Here is a 15,894-nt window from a genome sequence, read left to right as displayed (position 1 = left end):
ATTGCGCAACGAATCAAACCACTGTTGGAAAGACTGGAAACGCTCATAGCGACGAAGACCTCCGTGATTTGGGCGCAACGCGGTTTTTCCGACGTTCCCGCTCGATGCGAAAGGCAAGCGCGAACGGCGCCTGTCCCATGACGGCAACGAATATTTAAAGCTAGTCGGTGTTCACGTGGAGCGCAACAAGGTCATGCATAGCTTCCGCGACACCGTTTGCGAGATGCCGAGCGTGGACAACACGGACGACGTGCGCGCCAATCAGTGGACGGGGCATAAAAACCAGAGCATCAAGGGGCGCCATTACCGGCGCAGCAAAGCCGCAGTCGAATTGAAAGCCAAGGAAGGTTTTAGCGCGCTTGATTTCCCGTTCATCGACATCGACAAGCTGCAATACACCAAGGGATGGTGGAACGATTACATCCGAAAAAATCTGGTGGATTGAACACCACGGCCCCATAGCGTCTGACACAACGGGGCTAAGTGCAGTACTTGTATACCATATTAGTTTATGTGCTCCGTCTGCGAGTTCAGACCGAAGCAACAACCAACAAAGAAAAAGACCAATAGATGCCATTTTTAGACTGGGTAAATAAAAACCAAGCCAAAGAGGCCACCCTGGAGGTGCCCTACCACCTGCTCAGACAGGAGTCCGTCCACGGGGACGTGAGCGGCGCCAATGCCGACAACCTGCTGATTCAAGGTGACAACCTGCTAGCGCTGAAAGCCCTGATCCCGTTTTACGCTGGCCGGGTAAAGTGTATCTACATCGACCCACCATACAACACTCAGAGTGCATTCGAGCATTACGACGACAAATTGGAGCACAGCCAGTGGTTGTCGATGATGTATCCACGGCTGGTGCTTTTGCGTGATCTGCTCGCAGAGGATGGCAGCATATGGGTTTCTATCGATGATCGTGAAGGCCACTACCTCAAAGTTCTTATGGATGAAATTTTTGGGCGCCAGAACTTTGTAGCAAGCAATGTCTGGCAAAAAAGGTATTCCAGAGAGAACCGTGAGTCCATCGGTGATGTTCACGAATATTTAGTCGTTTATGCGAAGGACCCGGAGCGCTTCAAAGCTATCCGCAATCGGGTGCCACTCGACGAAGCGCAGGCAAAAATCTATCGCAATCCGAAAAACGCCAAGGAAACTGACCCTGCAAAGCGGTGGCGCGGCTTGCCAATGACGGCACAAGGATGGCGACCGAACCAGATGTATGTGATCACGGCGCCCAACGGACAAGAACATCGACCTCCGGAAGGTAGGTGCTGGTCAATGATCGAGCCGGAGTTCAAGAAGCTATTAGCGTCAGGGCGTATCTATTGGGGCAAGGACGGAACTGCGCAGCCAAGCGTCATTCGGTTTTTGTCCGAGGTGGAGGGCCTTGTCCCGTGGACGTGGTGGCCTCACGAAGAAGTAGGCCACACAGACGAATCCAAGAAGGAGTGTAACGTTCTGTTCGGCGCTGATGTCAGTTTCGGGACACCGAAGCCCGAGCGGCTGATTGCCCGTGTGCTCCACATAGCATCCAATGAGGGGGACCTAATCCTGGACTCATGCCTTGGTTCCGGAACGACTGCGGCAGTTGCCCACAAGATGGGCCGCAAATATATCGGAATCGAAATGGGCGAACATGCCCGCACCCATTGCGTGCCGAGGTTGCAGAAGGTCATCGCGGGCGAACAAGGCGGTATAAGCGCAAGTTTTGAGTGGCACGGTGGTGGTGGATTCCGTTTCTGCACCTTGGGCGAGCCAGCCTTTGATGATCATGGACGTATCGGTGCAGACGTGAAGTTCGCTACGCTAGCCGCGTATGTCTGGCACTTCGAGACCGGCGAACCTGGCCATCAAGTTTTCGACAAGCCGCTGCTTGGTATTCACAACGGCACCGCCTACTATCTGCTTTACAACGGAATCTTGGGCGACCGGCGACCAGCCAGCGGCAACGTTTTGACCCACGCCGTGCTGAAATCCATTGACGAGATATTCCCGCATGACGGGCCGAAGGTGGTCTATGGGGAAATGTCGCGGCTGGGTGCATCACGTCTCGCAGCCGAGAGCATTTCCTTCAAACAAATCCCTTATGACGTGAAAATGCGCTGACCAGCGAGAAGAACAAAAACCATGCTGACACTCAAAACCTACCAGCAAACCGCCCTCGGGACGCTCACTCAGTTTCTGACCGACACTCGCAGCAAGCCGGTCGCGGATGCCTATGCGGCCAACCTTACCGGGCAGAACCGTATTGGCGAAACCTATCAAGCCCTGTTTGGCGATGTGCCCTGCGTGTGCCTGCGCGTGCCCACCGGAGGCGGCAAGACTATCATGGCGGCGCACGCTGTGGCCATGGCTGGCAAGGCTGTGCTGGACAGCGACGCTCCGATTGCGCTGTGGCTCACTCCCTCGGACACGATTCGCACTCAAACCCTCGAAGCGCTGTCCAATGCACGCCACCCCTACCGGCAGGCGCTCGCACACTATTTCGGCGACCGTGTGCAGGTGTGCGACTTGGAAAGTCTGCAAACTATCAGCCCGCATGATGTCGGCAAGGCTGCCATCGTGATCGTAGCCACCATCCAGTCCTTTAACGTGAGCGACACCGCCAAGCGCAACGTCTATTCGTTTTTCGAGGAACTGGCGCCGCACTTCGACAACCTGCCGCCGCATCTGACCACAGACCTGGAAAAAGTGTCCGAGGCTGACTTGCAATCTCAGCCCTTTCTGACAGCCAAGGACTTGGGCCGGGTCAAGTATTCGGTGGCGAACTGGATGCACCTGCAAAGTCCCATAGTCATCGTGGACGAAGCCCACAACAATCGCACTGACCGCTTTTTCAAATCCCTGGGGCGCGTCAACCCGAGTTGCGTCGTCGAAATGACCGCCACCCCGGTGCCGGGCAACAATGTGCTATATCACGTCGCCGCTGCCGAGTTGAAGGCCGAGCAAATGATCAAACTGCCAATCGTGCTGGCCGAGCACCCGCAGGGTTGGCGCGAGTGTCTGCGCGACGCCGTGCTGACCCGCGACCGTTTGGAGCTAGCCGCGCAACGCGAGACTGATTACGTCCGCCCAATCGTGCTAGTGCAAGCCCAGCCGAAGGGAGGCGAGGCCGTGGTGGACGTGGTTCGCCAACACCTGATCGAGCAGGAGCGTATCCCAGAAAACCAAATCGCAGTGGCCACCGGCACGCAGAAGGAGCTGGCCGGCATCGACCTATTTGATCCCGCAACGACCATCCGCTATGTGATCACTGTCGAGGCCCTGAAAGAGGGTTGGGACTGCTCATTTGCCTACGTGCTGGCCAGCCTGCAATCGGTCAACTCATCCAAGGACGTGGAGCAGTTGCTAGGTCGAGTGCTGCGCATGCCCTATGCCAAGAACCGGGCGCAGGATTCGTTGAACCGGGCCTATGCCCACATCGTGGCCGACAACTTCGCGCAAGCAGCGGCCACGCTCAAAGACCGCATGGTGCAGAACATGGGATTTGAGCGACTGGAAACGGCCTCGCTCATCATTCCCCAGCAGCCACTGCAGCTGACCGGTGGCGAAGGCGGCGCAGGTGGCGCTGCCACACCGGCCCTGCCGGATTGCCACATCGACCTGCCACAAGCACCAGACACGCAGAACTGGCCCAAGGAATTGAAACAAGCCGTGCGGGTAATGCAAACCACGCAAGGTGCCACCGTCTTGCTCAATGGTGAAGTCAGCAACGAGATACTGGCGCAGGCCGAAGTGTTCATCAGCAACGCCATGCCCGCCAAGGCGCGCGAGAAAGTCAAGGAGCAGTTCGACGCTCACCGGGCAGTGCGCCAAGCCATGCGCGCCCCGGCACAGTTGGGGTTAAACTTTGCCTCCATTCCCCAGCTTTGCCTGAGTCTCGACGGCCACCTTGAAGTTGTGGAGCGCGAAACGCTTTCCGCCTTAGGCGATTGGGACCTGCTGGATCACCCAGTGCAGCTTGCTAGATTTAGCATTACCGAGACCATCAATTCGTTTGAGATCGACGTGAACGGGGAGAAAGTGAAATGGCGCCACATTGACGCCCAGCAGCTTCTGCTCAATGAAACCATCAGCCACACCAGCCAGCAGGACCTCATCCGGTGGCTGGACGTGGAGGTTCGCCAGAGCGACATCGGACAGGCGCAGATACAGGCATATCTGGTCAAGATGGTAACTCACCTGATTGCTGACCGTGGGTTTACGCTAACCGCACTGGTCCGTGCCCGCTTCCAGTTGGCGCAAGCGTTGAACAACGAAATTGGACGGGTGCGCGGCATCGCCATGGCCCGGGGCTTCCAGGGCCGACTCATGGACATGGCTGTGCCCGGGGTGGAGGAACTGGCACATTACAGCTTCCACTACCATCCGGGCCAATACCCGGCGCGCCAGATTTATCAGGGCAGCTACGAGTTTTCAAAGCACTTCTATCCAGTGATCCACGACCTCCGTGAAAAGACGCAAGCGGGTCAAGTCGCAGAAGAATTCCGCTGCGCGCAGGCCATTGATGCCAATACCAAGGTCAAGCAATGGGTGCGCAACATCGAGAGGCAGGAAAAATTCTCGTTCTGGCTGCCGACCGCGACGGATTATTTCTATCCTGATTTCGTCGCCGAACTGACCGATGGCCGTGTGCTGGCTGTCGAATACAAGGGAGAGCCATACAGGACCAACGACGATTCACGCGAGAAACAGCAGGTGGGGCATCAATGGGAGCAATCCAGCGATGGGCGCTGCCTGTTTCTGTTTGCCGTGGATCGCGACGAGGTGGGGCGAGATGTGTTTCAACAGCTTGAACACAAGCTGACGTAGACCAATGATGAGGCATTGAAATCACCAATACGATTGGGAGATCGGGATGACCAGTAAGCGGATCGGACGATTGTTACGCCCATACTTGGAGAAAGCGCGAGATTCTGCGCTCCTCGCGATTGAGGTCTACAACAAGCCTGCCATCAAGTTTCGAAGTTCGGGCTACATCGCTTTAATGGTTATTGCTTGGACCGCACTTCTGCATGCCGTTTTCATTCGGCAAGGAGTTAAACCTTACTACAAGAATGCAAAGGGCAAGTTTCAGGAACTAGATGGCGATTTTCGGCACTGGGAGCTTGCTAAATGCGTTGAAGAGTATTGGAAAGCTGAACCAAACCACCCCGTGCGAAGCAATGTGGAATTTTTCATCCCTTTGCGAAACAAGATTGAGCACCGGCATCTACCGGAGCTTGACACGGCAATTTTTGGGGAATGCCAAGCCTTGTTGCTCAATTTTGATGATCTGCTGGGGGAGCATTTTGGGGCAGCACAACAACTGCGCGAAAGTCTCTCCTTCTCTCTGCAATTGTTCCCCAGTGGCGACTCCTTCGCCCAAGCCGTCAAAGCAAACAAGAAACTTTCAGACGTAAAGAAGTTTATTGATGGATATCGGGCGATGATTTCCACGCAGGTCATCGGAAGCAGTCAATTTGCTTTCAAGGCATTTCTGATTCAGGTAACCAATCATCAGTCCGGCGATGCATTGCCAATTCAATTCTTTCATCGCGACAAACTTACAGATGCTCAGAAGCAGGAGTTCGACAAGTTTGCGGTGATGGTCAAGACGAAGGAAGGCTCCGTTGTGAATGGTGGATTGCTCAAACCATCAGTTGTGGTGACGCTGGTTCAGGCTGGGCTGGGCAACCCCAAGGTCACTCGACCGACCGGCGAGACAAACAAATTCAATGTAACAACGCACTCGCTATTCTGGAAGCGCTACAAGGTAAGGCCCGTAAGCGGCGCAAAAAAACCTGCGGAGACTGTCAAGGAATATTGCGTATATGACGAACCACACAAGGACTATCTGTATACAGGTGCTTGGGTCAAATTTTTGATTGAAAAAATGAAGATTGATGGCGAGTATGAAGGATTGTTTCACCCCCAGATCACAACCGGATCTACTACGAAATAGCCATACGCGCGCACCAGCGGGAGCAGCCCATCGGAGGCCGTCGTCTGTTCCTGTTCGTCGGGGCGCTGGACCCATCATCACAGAGACGTTTTTCAGCAGGTACGCTCGCGCTTGAGCAATTGGAAAAACCTTTCAACGACTGCGTTATCGTGGCAGTGTTTTTTGAATGCGGGGCGTGTTTCTGGCTGTAAGGTCAATTCTGAGCTAGCCTCAATGGTTTGATCCCATTCCGCCTCTGACAAAAGCTTGAGAATTTCGATTGCTCGCATTAATTGCTACTCTTTCTTGTGACGACTTCCTCCGTTGGCTGTTAGTCAGCGAGCCGTAAATAGACCGGGCGCGAGGACTTTCGGTCCTAGAAAACGCAAAACGCCAACCGGTGAGGGCTGGCGTTATACAAGGAACATTCTTGGTGGCCTGGGGCGGAATCGAACCATCAACACAAGGATTTTCAATCCTCATGTCGCCAGTAGCAATTACTTTGGCGCCCTACGTTATAGAGAGGTAGATAGCGAACGGACTTTAGTGGATGTTATTTCGTCTGTTAAGGTCCCAAGTAAGTATTTCGTACACTTGTGCACGCTTCTAGATGAAGTCTTACTTTAAGTCGGATCATGTCATGTTGCAAAACGGATCAACAAAGCCAAATTCGAATGCGGATGATATGGAAAAATGTCGCGACATTGACTCGCAGAGTGAATGCCCGTTTAGCGACATTCTGTAACATAGACAACTATTAATCTCTGCTATCTAAACGCCCCCCTTGATAAATGTCTTAGGGGATGCGTCCCAAAATCTCAGGTTATGCGTCCTGCTACATAAAAATCAAACATCAATATTCCCAGCCTGCAGCGCATTCAACTCAATAAACGCGCGGCGCGGTTCCACGTCATCCCCCATCAGTGTCATGAAAATCTGATCCGCGGCGATCGCGTCTTCGATTTGCACTTTGAGCAGGCGGCGGACGGTTGGGTCCATGGTGGTTTCCCACAGCTGTTCCGGATTCATTTCACCCAGACCTTTGTAGCGCTGCTTGCTGACGCCGCGTTCGGCTTCTTCGCGCAGCCATGCCATGGCCTGGTGGAAGTCGCTGATGGCGCTTTCCTTGATCTTGTCGCCGGTGCCGCGGCGGATCAGTGCGCCGCGTCCGATGAGACCGCGGAAGGTTGCCGCTGCGTTGGCCAGCACCTGGTAGTCGGGGCCGTTGACGAAGTCGGTGTCGATGGCGGTGACCTTGATGTTGCCGTGGTACATGCGCTGGATGCGCAGGATGTGCTTGTCGGTCAGCTCGTCGGAGCGGACGATGACGTCGATGCCCGGTTCGTTGATGGCGGCCTTCAGTCTGGCGGCGGATTGCTCGGCTTCTGCTGCGGTGTTCAGTTGCAGCGTGACGCCGGTCATGATGGCCGACAGCGCGGTGGCGTCGATCATGCGCGTCAGGCGCATGATGATGGCGTTGGCGGTGTTGTACTGACGGACCAGTTCGGTCAGCGGGGCGCCGCTGATCGGCGCTGCGCCTTCGCTTGGGACGAGCTCGGCGTCGTTCAGGGCGATCTGCATCATGTAGTGCGCTTCTTCGACGTCATCCTTGAGGTAGCGCTCGTCCTTGCCGGCCTTGACCTTGTAGAGCGGCGGCTGGGCGATGTAGATGTGGCCGCGTTCGACCAGTTGCGGCATCTGGCGATAGAACAGCGTGAGCAGCAGCGTGCGGATGTGGGCGCCGTCGACGTCGGCATCGGTCATGATGATGATGCGGTGGTAGCGCAGCTTGTCGGCGTTGAATTCGTCCGGGCCGATGCTGGTGCCGAGAGTGGCGATCAGCGTCGTGATCTGCTCGGAGGAGAGCATCTTTTCGAAGCGGGCTTTTTCGACGTTCAGGACCTTGCCGCGCAGCGGCAGGATGGCCTGGAATTTACGGTCGCGGCCTTGCTTGGCCGAGCCGCCCGCGGAGTCACCCTCGACGATGTAGAGTTCGCACAGCGCCGGATCCTTTTCCTGGCAGTCGGCCAGTTTGGCGGAGAGGCCGAGGCCGTCCATGACGCCCTTGCGGCGCGTCAGTTCGCGCGCCTTGCGTGCTGCTTCGCGCGCACGGGCTGCTTCGACGATCTTGCCGCAGATGATCTTGGCGTCGTTCGGGCGCTCTTGCAGGAAGTCGGTGAGGGTCTTGGCGACGATTTCTTCGACCGGGCCGCGCACTTCGCTTGAGACCAGCTTGTCCTTGGTCTGCGAGCTGAACTTCGGCTCGGGGACTTTGACGGACAGGACGCAGGTGAGGCCTTCGCGCATGTCGTCGCCGGAGACTTCGACCTTGGCCTTCTTGGCGAAGTCGTTTTCTTCGATGTACTTGTTGATGACGCGGGTCATCGCGGCGCGCAGGCCGGTCAAGTGGGTGCCGCCGTCGCGTTGCGGGATGTTGTTGGTGAAGCAGAGCACCTGTTCGTTGTAGGCGTCGTTCCATTGCATGGAGACGTCGACGCTGATGTTGGTGTTCTGGTCCGACATGCGCTCGCCGGTGGCCTGGAAGATGGTCGGGTTGAGGATGCTCTTGTTCTTGTTGATGTATTCGACGAAACCGCGGGTGCCGCCTTCGAACGCGAAGTCTTCTTCCTTGCCGGTGCGCTGGTCGGTCAGGCGGATGTGCACGCCGTTGTTGAGGAAGGACAGTTCGCGGATGCGCTTGGCCAGGATTTCGTAGTGGAATTCAACGTGGGTGAAGATTTCTTCGTCGGCCCAAAAGTGGACTTCGGTGCCGCGCTTGTCGGTGTCGCCGAGCACTTTGATCGGCGAGACTTGCACGCCGTCGATGGTTTCGATCTGGCGGTCTTGCGGGATGCCGCGCACGAATTCCATGCCGTACATCTTGCCGTCGCGGCGGATGGTCAGGCGCAGCAGTTTGGACAGGCCGTTGACGCAGGACACGCCGACGCCGTGCAGGCCGCCGGAGACCTTGTAGGAGTTCTGGTCGAACTTGCCGCCGGCGTGCAGCTCGGTCATGACGATCTCGGCGGCGGAGCGCTTGGGATCGTGCTTGTCGTCCATCTTGATGCCGGTCGGGATGCCACGACCGTTGTCGGTGATGGAGATCGAGTTGTCGGAGTGGATGGTGACGTGGATTTCGGTGCAATGGCCGGCGAGCGATTCGTCGATGGAGTTATCCAGGACTTCGAACACGAGGTGATGCAGGCCGGTGCCGTCAGAGGTGTCGCCGATGTACATGCCGGGGCGCTTGCGGACGGCTTCCAAACCTTCCAGAATCTGGATGGAGGAGGCTCCATATTGATTTTGTTGCGGTTGATCGGTGTTGTCTGCTGGCGCTTGGGACGATTGGGACATGGCTACCTTCTGAAAAAACTAACGGAACTGCCTGACTGACTGCTAAGGAAATACACGGGTATTGCTCTGAAACTGGTGGAATCCGGTGCGAGGAAGATGCAAAACTAACGCAATATCGACGCAATGCCGATGCAAAACCGAATTCCTGAAAGTGGCGAAGGGCCGTGTATGCACGGCCCCTCGTCTGCTTTCGGCTAACTGAAATCAAATGCGCATCGGCATGACGACGTATTTGAAATCGGCATTGTCGGGAATGGTGATCAATGCGGAGGAGTTGGCGTCGCCCAGGGCGATGTTGACGAAGTCGCCCTTGAGGTTGTTCAACACGTCGAGCAGGTAGGTGACGTTGAAACCGATGTCGACGCTGTCGCCGCCGTAGTCGATTTCGAGTTCTTCAACCGCTTCTTCCTGATCGGCGTTGGTGGAGCTGATCTTCAGGCTGCCGGGAGCAACCACCCAGCGCACGCCCTTGAACTTGTCGCTGGTCATGATCGCGGCGCGTTGCAGCGAGCGCAGCAGCTGTTCGCGGCCGATGGTGAAGTTGTTCTTGTAGCCCTTCGGCACCACGCGGGTGTAGTCGGGGAACTTGCCTTCGACCAGCTTGGAAATCAGCTCGATGTCGGCGAAGGTCAGCTTGACCTGGTTGTTGGCGATCTCGAGCTGGACCGGGTCGTCGTTTTCTTCCAGCAGGCGCTGCAGTTCGATGATGGTCTTGCGCGGGATGATGACTTCCTGGCGCGGGAACTCTTGCTCGGTGGCGACCTGGCAGAACGCCAGACGGTGACCGTCTGTTGCGACCGCGATCACGTTCTTGCCTTCGACGACCAGCAGCAAGCCGTTGAGGTAGTAACGGATGTCTTGCTGCGCCATCGAGAAGTGGACCATGTTGAACAGGTGCTTCAGGGTCTTTTGCGGCAGCGTGACCTGGGCGTTGTAGTGCTCGGCCTGGGCGACGGTCGGGAATTCTTCCGCGGCCAGCGTTTGCAGTGCGAAGCGCGACTTGCCGGACTGCACCGTGAGGCGCTTGTTGGCGAGGGTGACGGTGACTTCGCCCGAGTCGGGCAGGGCGCGCAGGATGTCGAGCAGCTTGCGCGCGGCGACGGTGGTGGCGGTGACTTCGCTGCCGGAGCCGACTTCGGCGTGCGTGGTGATCTGCACTTCAATGTCGGTGGACAGGAAAGACACCTTTTCGCCGTCCTTGCGAATGAGGATATTGGCCAGAATCGGCAATGTGTGCCGACGCTCGACAATACCGCTCACTATTTGCAGTGGCCGGAGAAGCGTATCTCGTTGGGTTTTGACCAATTGCATAGTCTTTTTATCCTTGTTGATAATGGTTTAAAGGATGCTGAAAGCCGCTTTCAAATTCTGTCTGCAATCCGGCATGGTCAACCGTTTGCGCCCAGTTTTGCCGGAGTTTCTGCAAATGCGCTGCAATTTGAAAAGGGCTTCGTTGCGTTTGCGCCGACTTACCACTGACCGGCGCTTTTACTGCAGCGCGACGATGCCATCCTCGCTTACGGTTTTGCCTATCTCCCGCAGTGCTTAAATGACAACAAAAACACCGCCAAGGCAAACCGGACCAACTCTCTCATTGTATCAAATCAACCCCAGTTACAGCAGTAAATTGGGGTTGCCGGATCAACCTTTCAGGGTCTGCTCGAGCACGTGCAGCTCGTGGTTGCATTCCGGGTTTTTGGTGCGATCGGCGGAGATCTTGCGGACCGCGTGCAGCACCGTGGTGTGGTCGCGGCCGCCGAACAGGTCGCCGATTTCCGGCAGGCTCTTTTGGGTCAGTTCCTTGGCCAGGTACATGGCGATCTGGCGCGGACGGGCGATATTGGCCGGACGCTTCTTGGAATACATGTCGGCGACTTTGATGTTGAAGAAGTCGGCGACGGTCTTTTGGATGTTTTCGACGGAGATCTGACGATTTTGGACTGACAAGAGGTCTTTTAATGCATCTTTGACGACATCGATGGTGATGTCCTTGCCGTGGAAGCGCGAGTACGCCAGGATCTTGCGCAGCGCGCCTTCGAGCTCGCGGACGTTGGAGCGCAGGTGCTTGGCGACGAAGAAGGCGACGTCGTCGGACAGGACCACGCCTTCGAGGGTGGCTTTTTTCATCAGGATGGCGACGCGCATCTCGAGCTCGGGCGGCTCGATGGCGACCGTCAGGCCGGAATCGAAGCGCGAGATCAGGCGGTCATCCATGCCGCTGATTTCCTTGGGATAGGTGTCGCTGGTGATGATGATCTGCTTTTTGGCGGCGATCAGGGCTTCAAAGGCGTAGAAAAACTCTTCCTGGGTGCGGCTCTTGCCGCCGAAGAACTGGATATCGTCGATCAGCAGCAGGTCGAGCGAGTGGTAATAGCGCTTGAAATCGTCGAAACCCTTGCGCTGGTAGGCCGTGACCACATCGCGCACGTATTGCTCGGCGTGGATGTAGCGGATCTTGGCGTTGGGGTTGTCGGCCAGCACCTGGTTGCCGATCGCGTGGATGACGTGGGTCTTGCCGAGGCCGACGCCGCCGTACAGGAACAGCGGGTTATAGGACACGCCGGGATTGTTGGCGACCTGGGTGGCGGCGGCGCGCGCGAGCTGGTTGGCCTTGCCGGTGACGAGGTTGTCGAAGGTCAGCACCGAGTTGATGCGCGACAGTTCCTGGCGCGGCGCCACATGCGGCGGCGGCGCCGGCTGCACGATGGATTCCTGGATGCCGGTCGGATAGCCGTCGAGGATGTTGCCGACGCGGTGAGGTTGACCGGGGCCGGCGCCCTGGCCCTGATCCGAGCCCTGCGGTGCAGCGGCTGCGGCGGCGCGGCGTGCTTCACCGACGCGCGGGTCGAGCACGAACAGGACTTCGATCTGGGTTTCCCAGTATTCCGAGGCGATGGTGGTGATGCGGCTGGCGAACTGGGTCTTGACCCAGTCGAGCTTGAAACGGTTGGGCGCGGCGATGCGCAAGCGGCCATCTTCGTAATCAAGCGGGGCGAGGGGCTTGATCCATGCGCTGTATTGCTGCGGCGTCAACTCTTGCTCCAGCTTTGCGGAGCAAGCTTGCCAGAAATTTTCCATGAATCTTCTTATAAAAACGGGTGGGATGCGTATTGACCGGCTTGGGCTGAAGGAATCCTGGAGCGCCCGATATCAACACAATAAGTGCGCCATTTTACTCTGACCGGGAAAAGTTATCCACAGGCAGGGGCGGTTTTTGACAGAGTAAAAATGTATATCGATAGCTGGCAAAAGCTTCGCCGGAAATATCGAAGGAGTGCGACATAAAGAGGCAGGGAGTCCGGCGGCGAAAACTTGCCGCCCGGATAACTTAGCCGACCACGGCGCCGTCGACGAAGACTTTCAGTTCGCCCTGGGCGAACTGGGTCCAGGTCTCGTTGGTGGTGAGGGGCTGGGTGACGATGACCGCGACGCGGTCATTGGCGGTGGTGACTTCGGAGAAATCCACCGAGACGTCCTGGTCGGACAAGTGTGCCGAGGCAAACGGGTGCTGGCGGATGATGTAATACAAATTGGTCGAGCAATGCGAAAACAGCGCCGAGCCGTCCGACAACAGCATGTTGAACGGGCCATGTCCGGCGATATTTGCGGTAAGTTCGCGCAACACCGGCGTTAATTCCGCCAACGTCGGCAATGTGTCGCCAAAGCGCGTGCGCAGTTCCTGCAGCAGGTAGCAAAACGCCATTTCGCTGTCGGTGGTGCCGACCGGGCGGTAAGGGCCGTCGAGCGTGGGGGTGAAATTCTTCAGATCGCCGTTGTGGGCGAATACCCAATAACGCCCCCACAGCTCGCGCACGAAGGGATGGCAATTGGCCAGCGAGACGCGGCCTTGCGTGGCTTTGCGGATGTGGGCGATGACGTGCTGCGACTTGATCGGGCAGCTCTTGATCAGTTCGGCCACCGGCGAACTGACCGCCGACTGGTAGTCGACGAAGTGGCGCACGCCGGAACCTTCAAAAAACGCGATGCCCCAGCCGTCGCTGTGGTGATCCGTCAAACCGCCGCGGGTTGCAAAACCGGTGAAACTGAAAACGATGTCGGTGGGCGTGTTGCAATTCATCCCGAGTAACTGGCACATGATGTCGGCGAAGCGGTGAGGCTGGAGTAATAAAGAAGAGAGGAAAACCAGACCCTACGTTATCACGCGGGCATGGCGCGAGAAAGCCGTTGTCGGGTGAAATCGCCGAAAACCCGGTTGATTTCCACAAATGACAGTCAAATAAGTGAAGGCACATAAAAAAAGCCCCACGAATTGGGGCTCGTGGGGCTAATCCTTCCTGAAGAGGGAGGAGGAGACGCGGTACGTACTGCTAATCTTAAATGAGCGTTACAAATATGCCTTACCAATAAGCTTGAGTCAGGCTTACTCCCTGGCGGCGATCAGTTGTCGCGCGCGGCCAGGTTGCGCAGCTCGGCTGCAAAATTCGGTTGGCTGCCGCTGTAGTCGTTGGCCATGCGGTTGAGCATGCGCACGCCGCTGAAACGGTGGGCGGCGACACGTTGCTCGAACGACTTGCGCGGCACGAAGAAGGCGACGACGGCGCGCATGATGCCGGCCAGCAAGGGCTTGAATACCATCAGCAGGGTCACGAGCGCACCCAGGCCCAGCAGCGGACGCGTCAGCGCGAGACTGGCTCCGATCAGCGATTGCGCGACCGGTACGGCGGCTTCAACTGGAAAGGCGATGGCGAGGACGGACATGATATTGATTTCCCTGATATGAAACTGCTTTTGAGCGTAATTGCTCTGTTGTTGCAATGCAGTATAGGTTTTTCAGCACGGGAGTGCCAATTTAGACTGGGGATATCAGATATAGGGATTGTGAATAAGGCACGGGATGCAGTATGCTCAAGGCTTGTGGAGGGGGCTCTCGAACAATCACCGGACTCCGAAGACAAAAAAATCCCCGCAAAGCCGAAGCTTGCGGGGAAATCCTTCCTAAAGAGGGAGGAGGAGACGCCGGACAGATTCCCATGTCGCGCGATCGCTGCGGGCTTGTTTGCCTGCATACGCGCCAGGACGCGGGCCTGAGAAGCTCAGGACTGAAACCGTTGTTGCCCTACAGAAGCGCTGAAATGCGTCGTTACCGGGTGGTTCCGCGCACTACATCGCCATACTGTAGTGTTGCTGCAAAAGCTTGTTGCCAGATTCTGTCGCCCGATGTTGCCTGATGTTGCCGGCCTGTCGAATCTGAAGAAGCTGCTGATTAGCCGCGCGACGCGATGAAGCGCAGTTCAGCTGCCAGGTTAGGCTGGCTGGATTCGAACTTGTTGGCCAGGCGGTTCAGTTGCGAAGCGCCTTCGACCTTGCTGTTGTAGTCAGCGGTCATCAGGGCGGCTTGCGATTCGTGGGCTTGGACGAAGCGGACGAAAATGCTGCGCAGTGCGGCGCCGAGCTTGCTGGAACCGGTTGCAGTGGTCTTCGACGAGTAATTGGCGGTCAATGTAGTCATGATGGACTCCTTGCGAAATGTGTTATGTTGCATTGCAGTGTAATGATGACCGACTGCCTTTACCAATTTCGTTTTCAGATATCAGTTATACCGTTTGTGAATACTAATTTTTTACCCGGGATTTTTCTCTTTCCCTTTCTCTGCCTTATGGGGCGCGGCTGACATGAGCTTCCTTACTCTCGACCTGAACCTGTTGCGCGTCTTTGACGCCGTGATGACGGAGCAAAACCTGACGCGCGCGGCCAATCTGCTGGCGATGACCCAGCCGGCCGTGTCCAACGCGCTGCGCCGCCTGCGTGACACACTCAACGATGAACTGGTGATCCGCACCGCTCACGGCGTCAAGCCGACGCCGCGCGCAGAAGAACTGTGGCCGACCGTGCGTCGCGCGCTGTCGGAACTGGAAGCGGTGATCACCCCCGAAACCTTCGACGTGACGCGCGCGCAGAATACCTTCCGCATGGCGATGGTCGATGCGACTGCGGCGCTGTGGCTGCCGTCTCTGGTGCGCACCATCATGCGCGACGCGCCGCGCCTGAAGATCCGCATGATGCCGCTGACCACACGCGACCCGCGCGCCATGCTGCTGCGCGGCGACGTCGATCTGGCGGTGGGATTTTTCCCGGGCGTGACGGCGCAACTGGCCGACGGCCAGGGCACGGTCAAGACCCAGATCAGCCATGAACGTCTTTACACCGGCCAGTATGTCTGCGTGATGCACAAGAACCATCCGCTGGCCGACAAGGAACTGACACTCGACACGTATTGCGCCGCCGACCACTTGCTGGTCAGTCTGTCAGGCAAACCCCACGCCGTGATCGATGATGTCCTCGCGGGAATGGGACGCGAACGTAAGATTTTGCTGACGGTGAACCAGTTCTTCACGGCCGGTCGCATCGTCGCCAGTTCGGAGCTGATCACGGTGCTGCCGCGCCATCTCATTGCCGCCACCGGCATGACGGAAGTCCTTGTGGTGAAAGAGCTCCCGTTCAAAACGCCGGAGGAGCATGTAGACATGTTGTGGCATGAACGGGACGCGCGAAATCCGGCCCATAAATGGCTGCGTGCGCATTTAGTTGCAACAACTCATGACGAATTCGGTCGTATCAACATGAAGCGCTGACGATACCCTGATTTTTTCTTG

Annotated in this window: 12 protein-coding genes; 6 read left to right on the top strand and 6 right to left on the bottom strand. The window is 57.0% G+C overall.

Annotated features, from left to right (window positions below):
• The first annotated feature begins 175 nt into the window (after positions 1–175).
• The 4 genes from ACIROW_RS18690 (at position 176) to ACIROW_RS18675 (ending at position 5,947) form a co-directional block, all read left to right on the top strand.
• Entirely contained in the window at positions 176–445 is a 270-nt protein-coding gene (locus tag ACIROW_RS18690) for a hypothetical protein (protein WP_402277947.1), read from the top strand.
• 125 nt (positions 446–570) lie between these two features.
• A complete protein-coding gene (locus ACIROW_RS18685; RefSeq protein WP_402277946.1) occupies positions 571–2,109 on the top strand; it encodes a site-specific DNA-methyltransferase in 1,539 nt (512 codons plus the stop codon).
• A gap of 21 nt (positions 2,110–2,130) precedes the next feature.
• Positions 2,131–4,815: a DEAD/DEAH box helicase gene (locus ACIROW_RS18680; RefSeq protein WP_402277945.1), complete on the top strand. Its 2,685-nt coding sequence runs from the start codon at positions 2,131–2,133 to the stop codon at positions 4,813–4,815.
• A 46-nt stretch (positions 4,816–4,861) separates the two neighbouring features.
• Positions 4,862–5,947, top strand: a complete 1,086-nt coding sequence (locus ACIROW_RS18675) for a DUF3644 domain-containing protein (RefSeq protein ID WP_402277944.1) — start codon at positions 4,862–4,864, stop codon at positions 5,945–5,947.
• Positions 5,948–6,772: 825 nt separating this feature from the next.
• Here the strand turns inward: ACIROW_RS18675 and gyrB are convergent.
• Positions 6,773–9,280 (bottom strand): DNA topoisomerase (ATP-hydrolyzing) subunit B, encoded by a 2,508-nt coding sequence (gene gyrB, locus ACIROW_RS18670; protein ID WP_402277943.1) that lies wholly within the window; start codon positions 9,278–9,280, stop codon positions 6,773–6,775.
• 204 nt (positions 9,281–9,484) lie between these two features.
• Positions 9,485–10,591, bottom strand: a complete 1,107-nt coding sequence (gene dnaN, locus ACIROW_RS18665) for a DNA polymerase III subunit beta (RefSeq protein ID WP_402277942.1) — start codon at positions 10,589–10,591, stop codon at positions 9,485–9,487.
• On the opposite strand from dnaN, the gene ACIROW_RS18660 reads away from it, so the two are divergent.
• Positions 10,514–10,759, top strand: coding sequence for a hypothetical protein (locus ACIROW_RS18660; protein WP_402278055.1), 246 nt, complete (start codon positions 10,514–10,516; stop codon positions 10,757–10,759). The two genes, dnaN and ACIROW_RS18660, sit on opposite strands and share 78 nt — an antisense overlap.
• Positions 10,760–10,921: 162 nt before the next feature.
• Here ACIROW_RS18660 and dnaA read toward each other — a convergent pair whose 3' ends face one another.
• The 4 genes from dnaA to ACIROW_RS18640 form a co-directional block, all read right to left on the bottom strand.
• Positions 10,922–12,358 (bottom strand): chromosomal replication initiator protein DnaA, encoded by a 1,437-nt coding sequence (gene dnaA / locus ACIROW_RS18655; RefSeq protein WP_402277941.1) that lies wholly within the window; start codon positions 12,356–12,358, stop codon positions 10,922–10,924.
• A 250-nt stretch (positions 12,359–12,608) separates the two neighbouring features.
• Positions 12,609–13,376 (bottom strand): class II glutamine amidotransferase, encoded by a 768-nt coding sequence (locus ACIROW_RS18650; RefSeq protein WP_402277940.1) that lies wholly within the window; start codon positions 13,374–13,376, stop codon positions 12,609–12,611.
• 302 nt (positions 13,377–13,678) lie between these two features.
• Positions 13,679–13,999, bottom strand: a complete 321-nt coding sequence (locus tag ACIROW_RS18645; RefSeq protein WP_402277939.1) for a hypothetical protein — start codon at positions 13,997–13,999, stop codon at positions 13,679–13,681.
• A 505-nt stretch (positions 14,000–14,504) separates the two neighbouring features.
• Entirely contained in the window at positions 14,505–14,750 is a 246-nt protein-coding gene (locus ACIROW_RS18640; RefSeq protein ID WP_402277938.1) for a hypothetical protein, read from the bottom strand.
• A 163-nt stretch (positions 14,751–14,913) separates the two neighbouring features.
• Between ACIROW_RS18640 and ACIROW_RS18635 the strand changes: the two genes are divergently transcribed.
• On the top strand, positions 14,914–15,873 hold the full coding sequence (locus ACIROW_RS18635; RefSeq protein WP_402277937.1) for a LysR family transcriptional regulator: 960 nt from the start codon (positions 14,914–14,916) through the stop codon (positions 15,871–15,873).
• Positions 15,874–15,894: the final 21 nt, after the last annotated feature.

Source organism: Herbaspirillum sp. NPDC101397 (assembly GCF_044767325.1).
GTDB lineage: Bacteria > Pseudomonadota > Gammaproteobacteria > Burkholderiales > Burkholderiaceae_D > Herbaspirillum.
The sequence above is the reverse complement of the archived record's forward strand: the minus strand, read 5'-3'. Positions and strand labels throughout refer to the sequence as shown.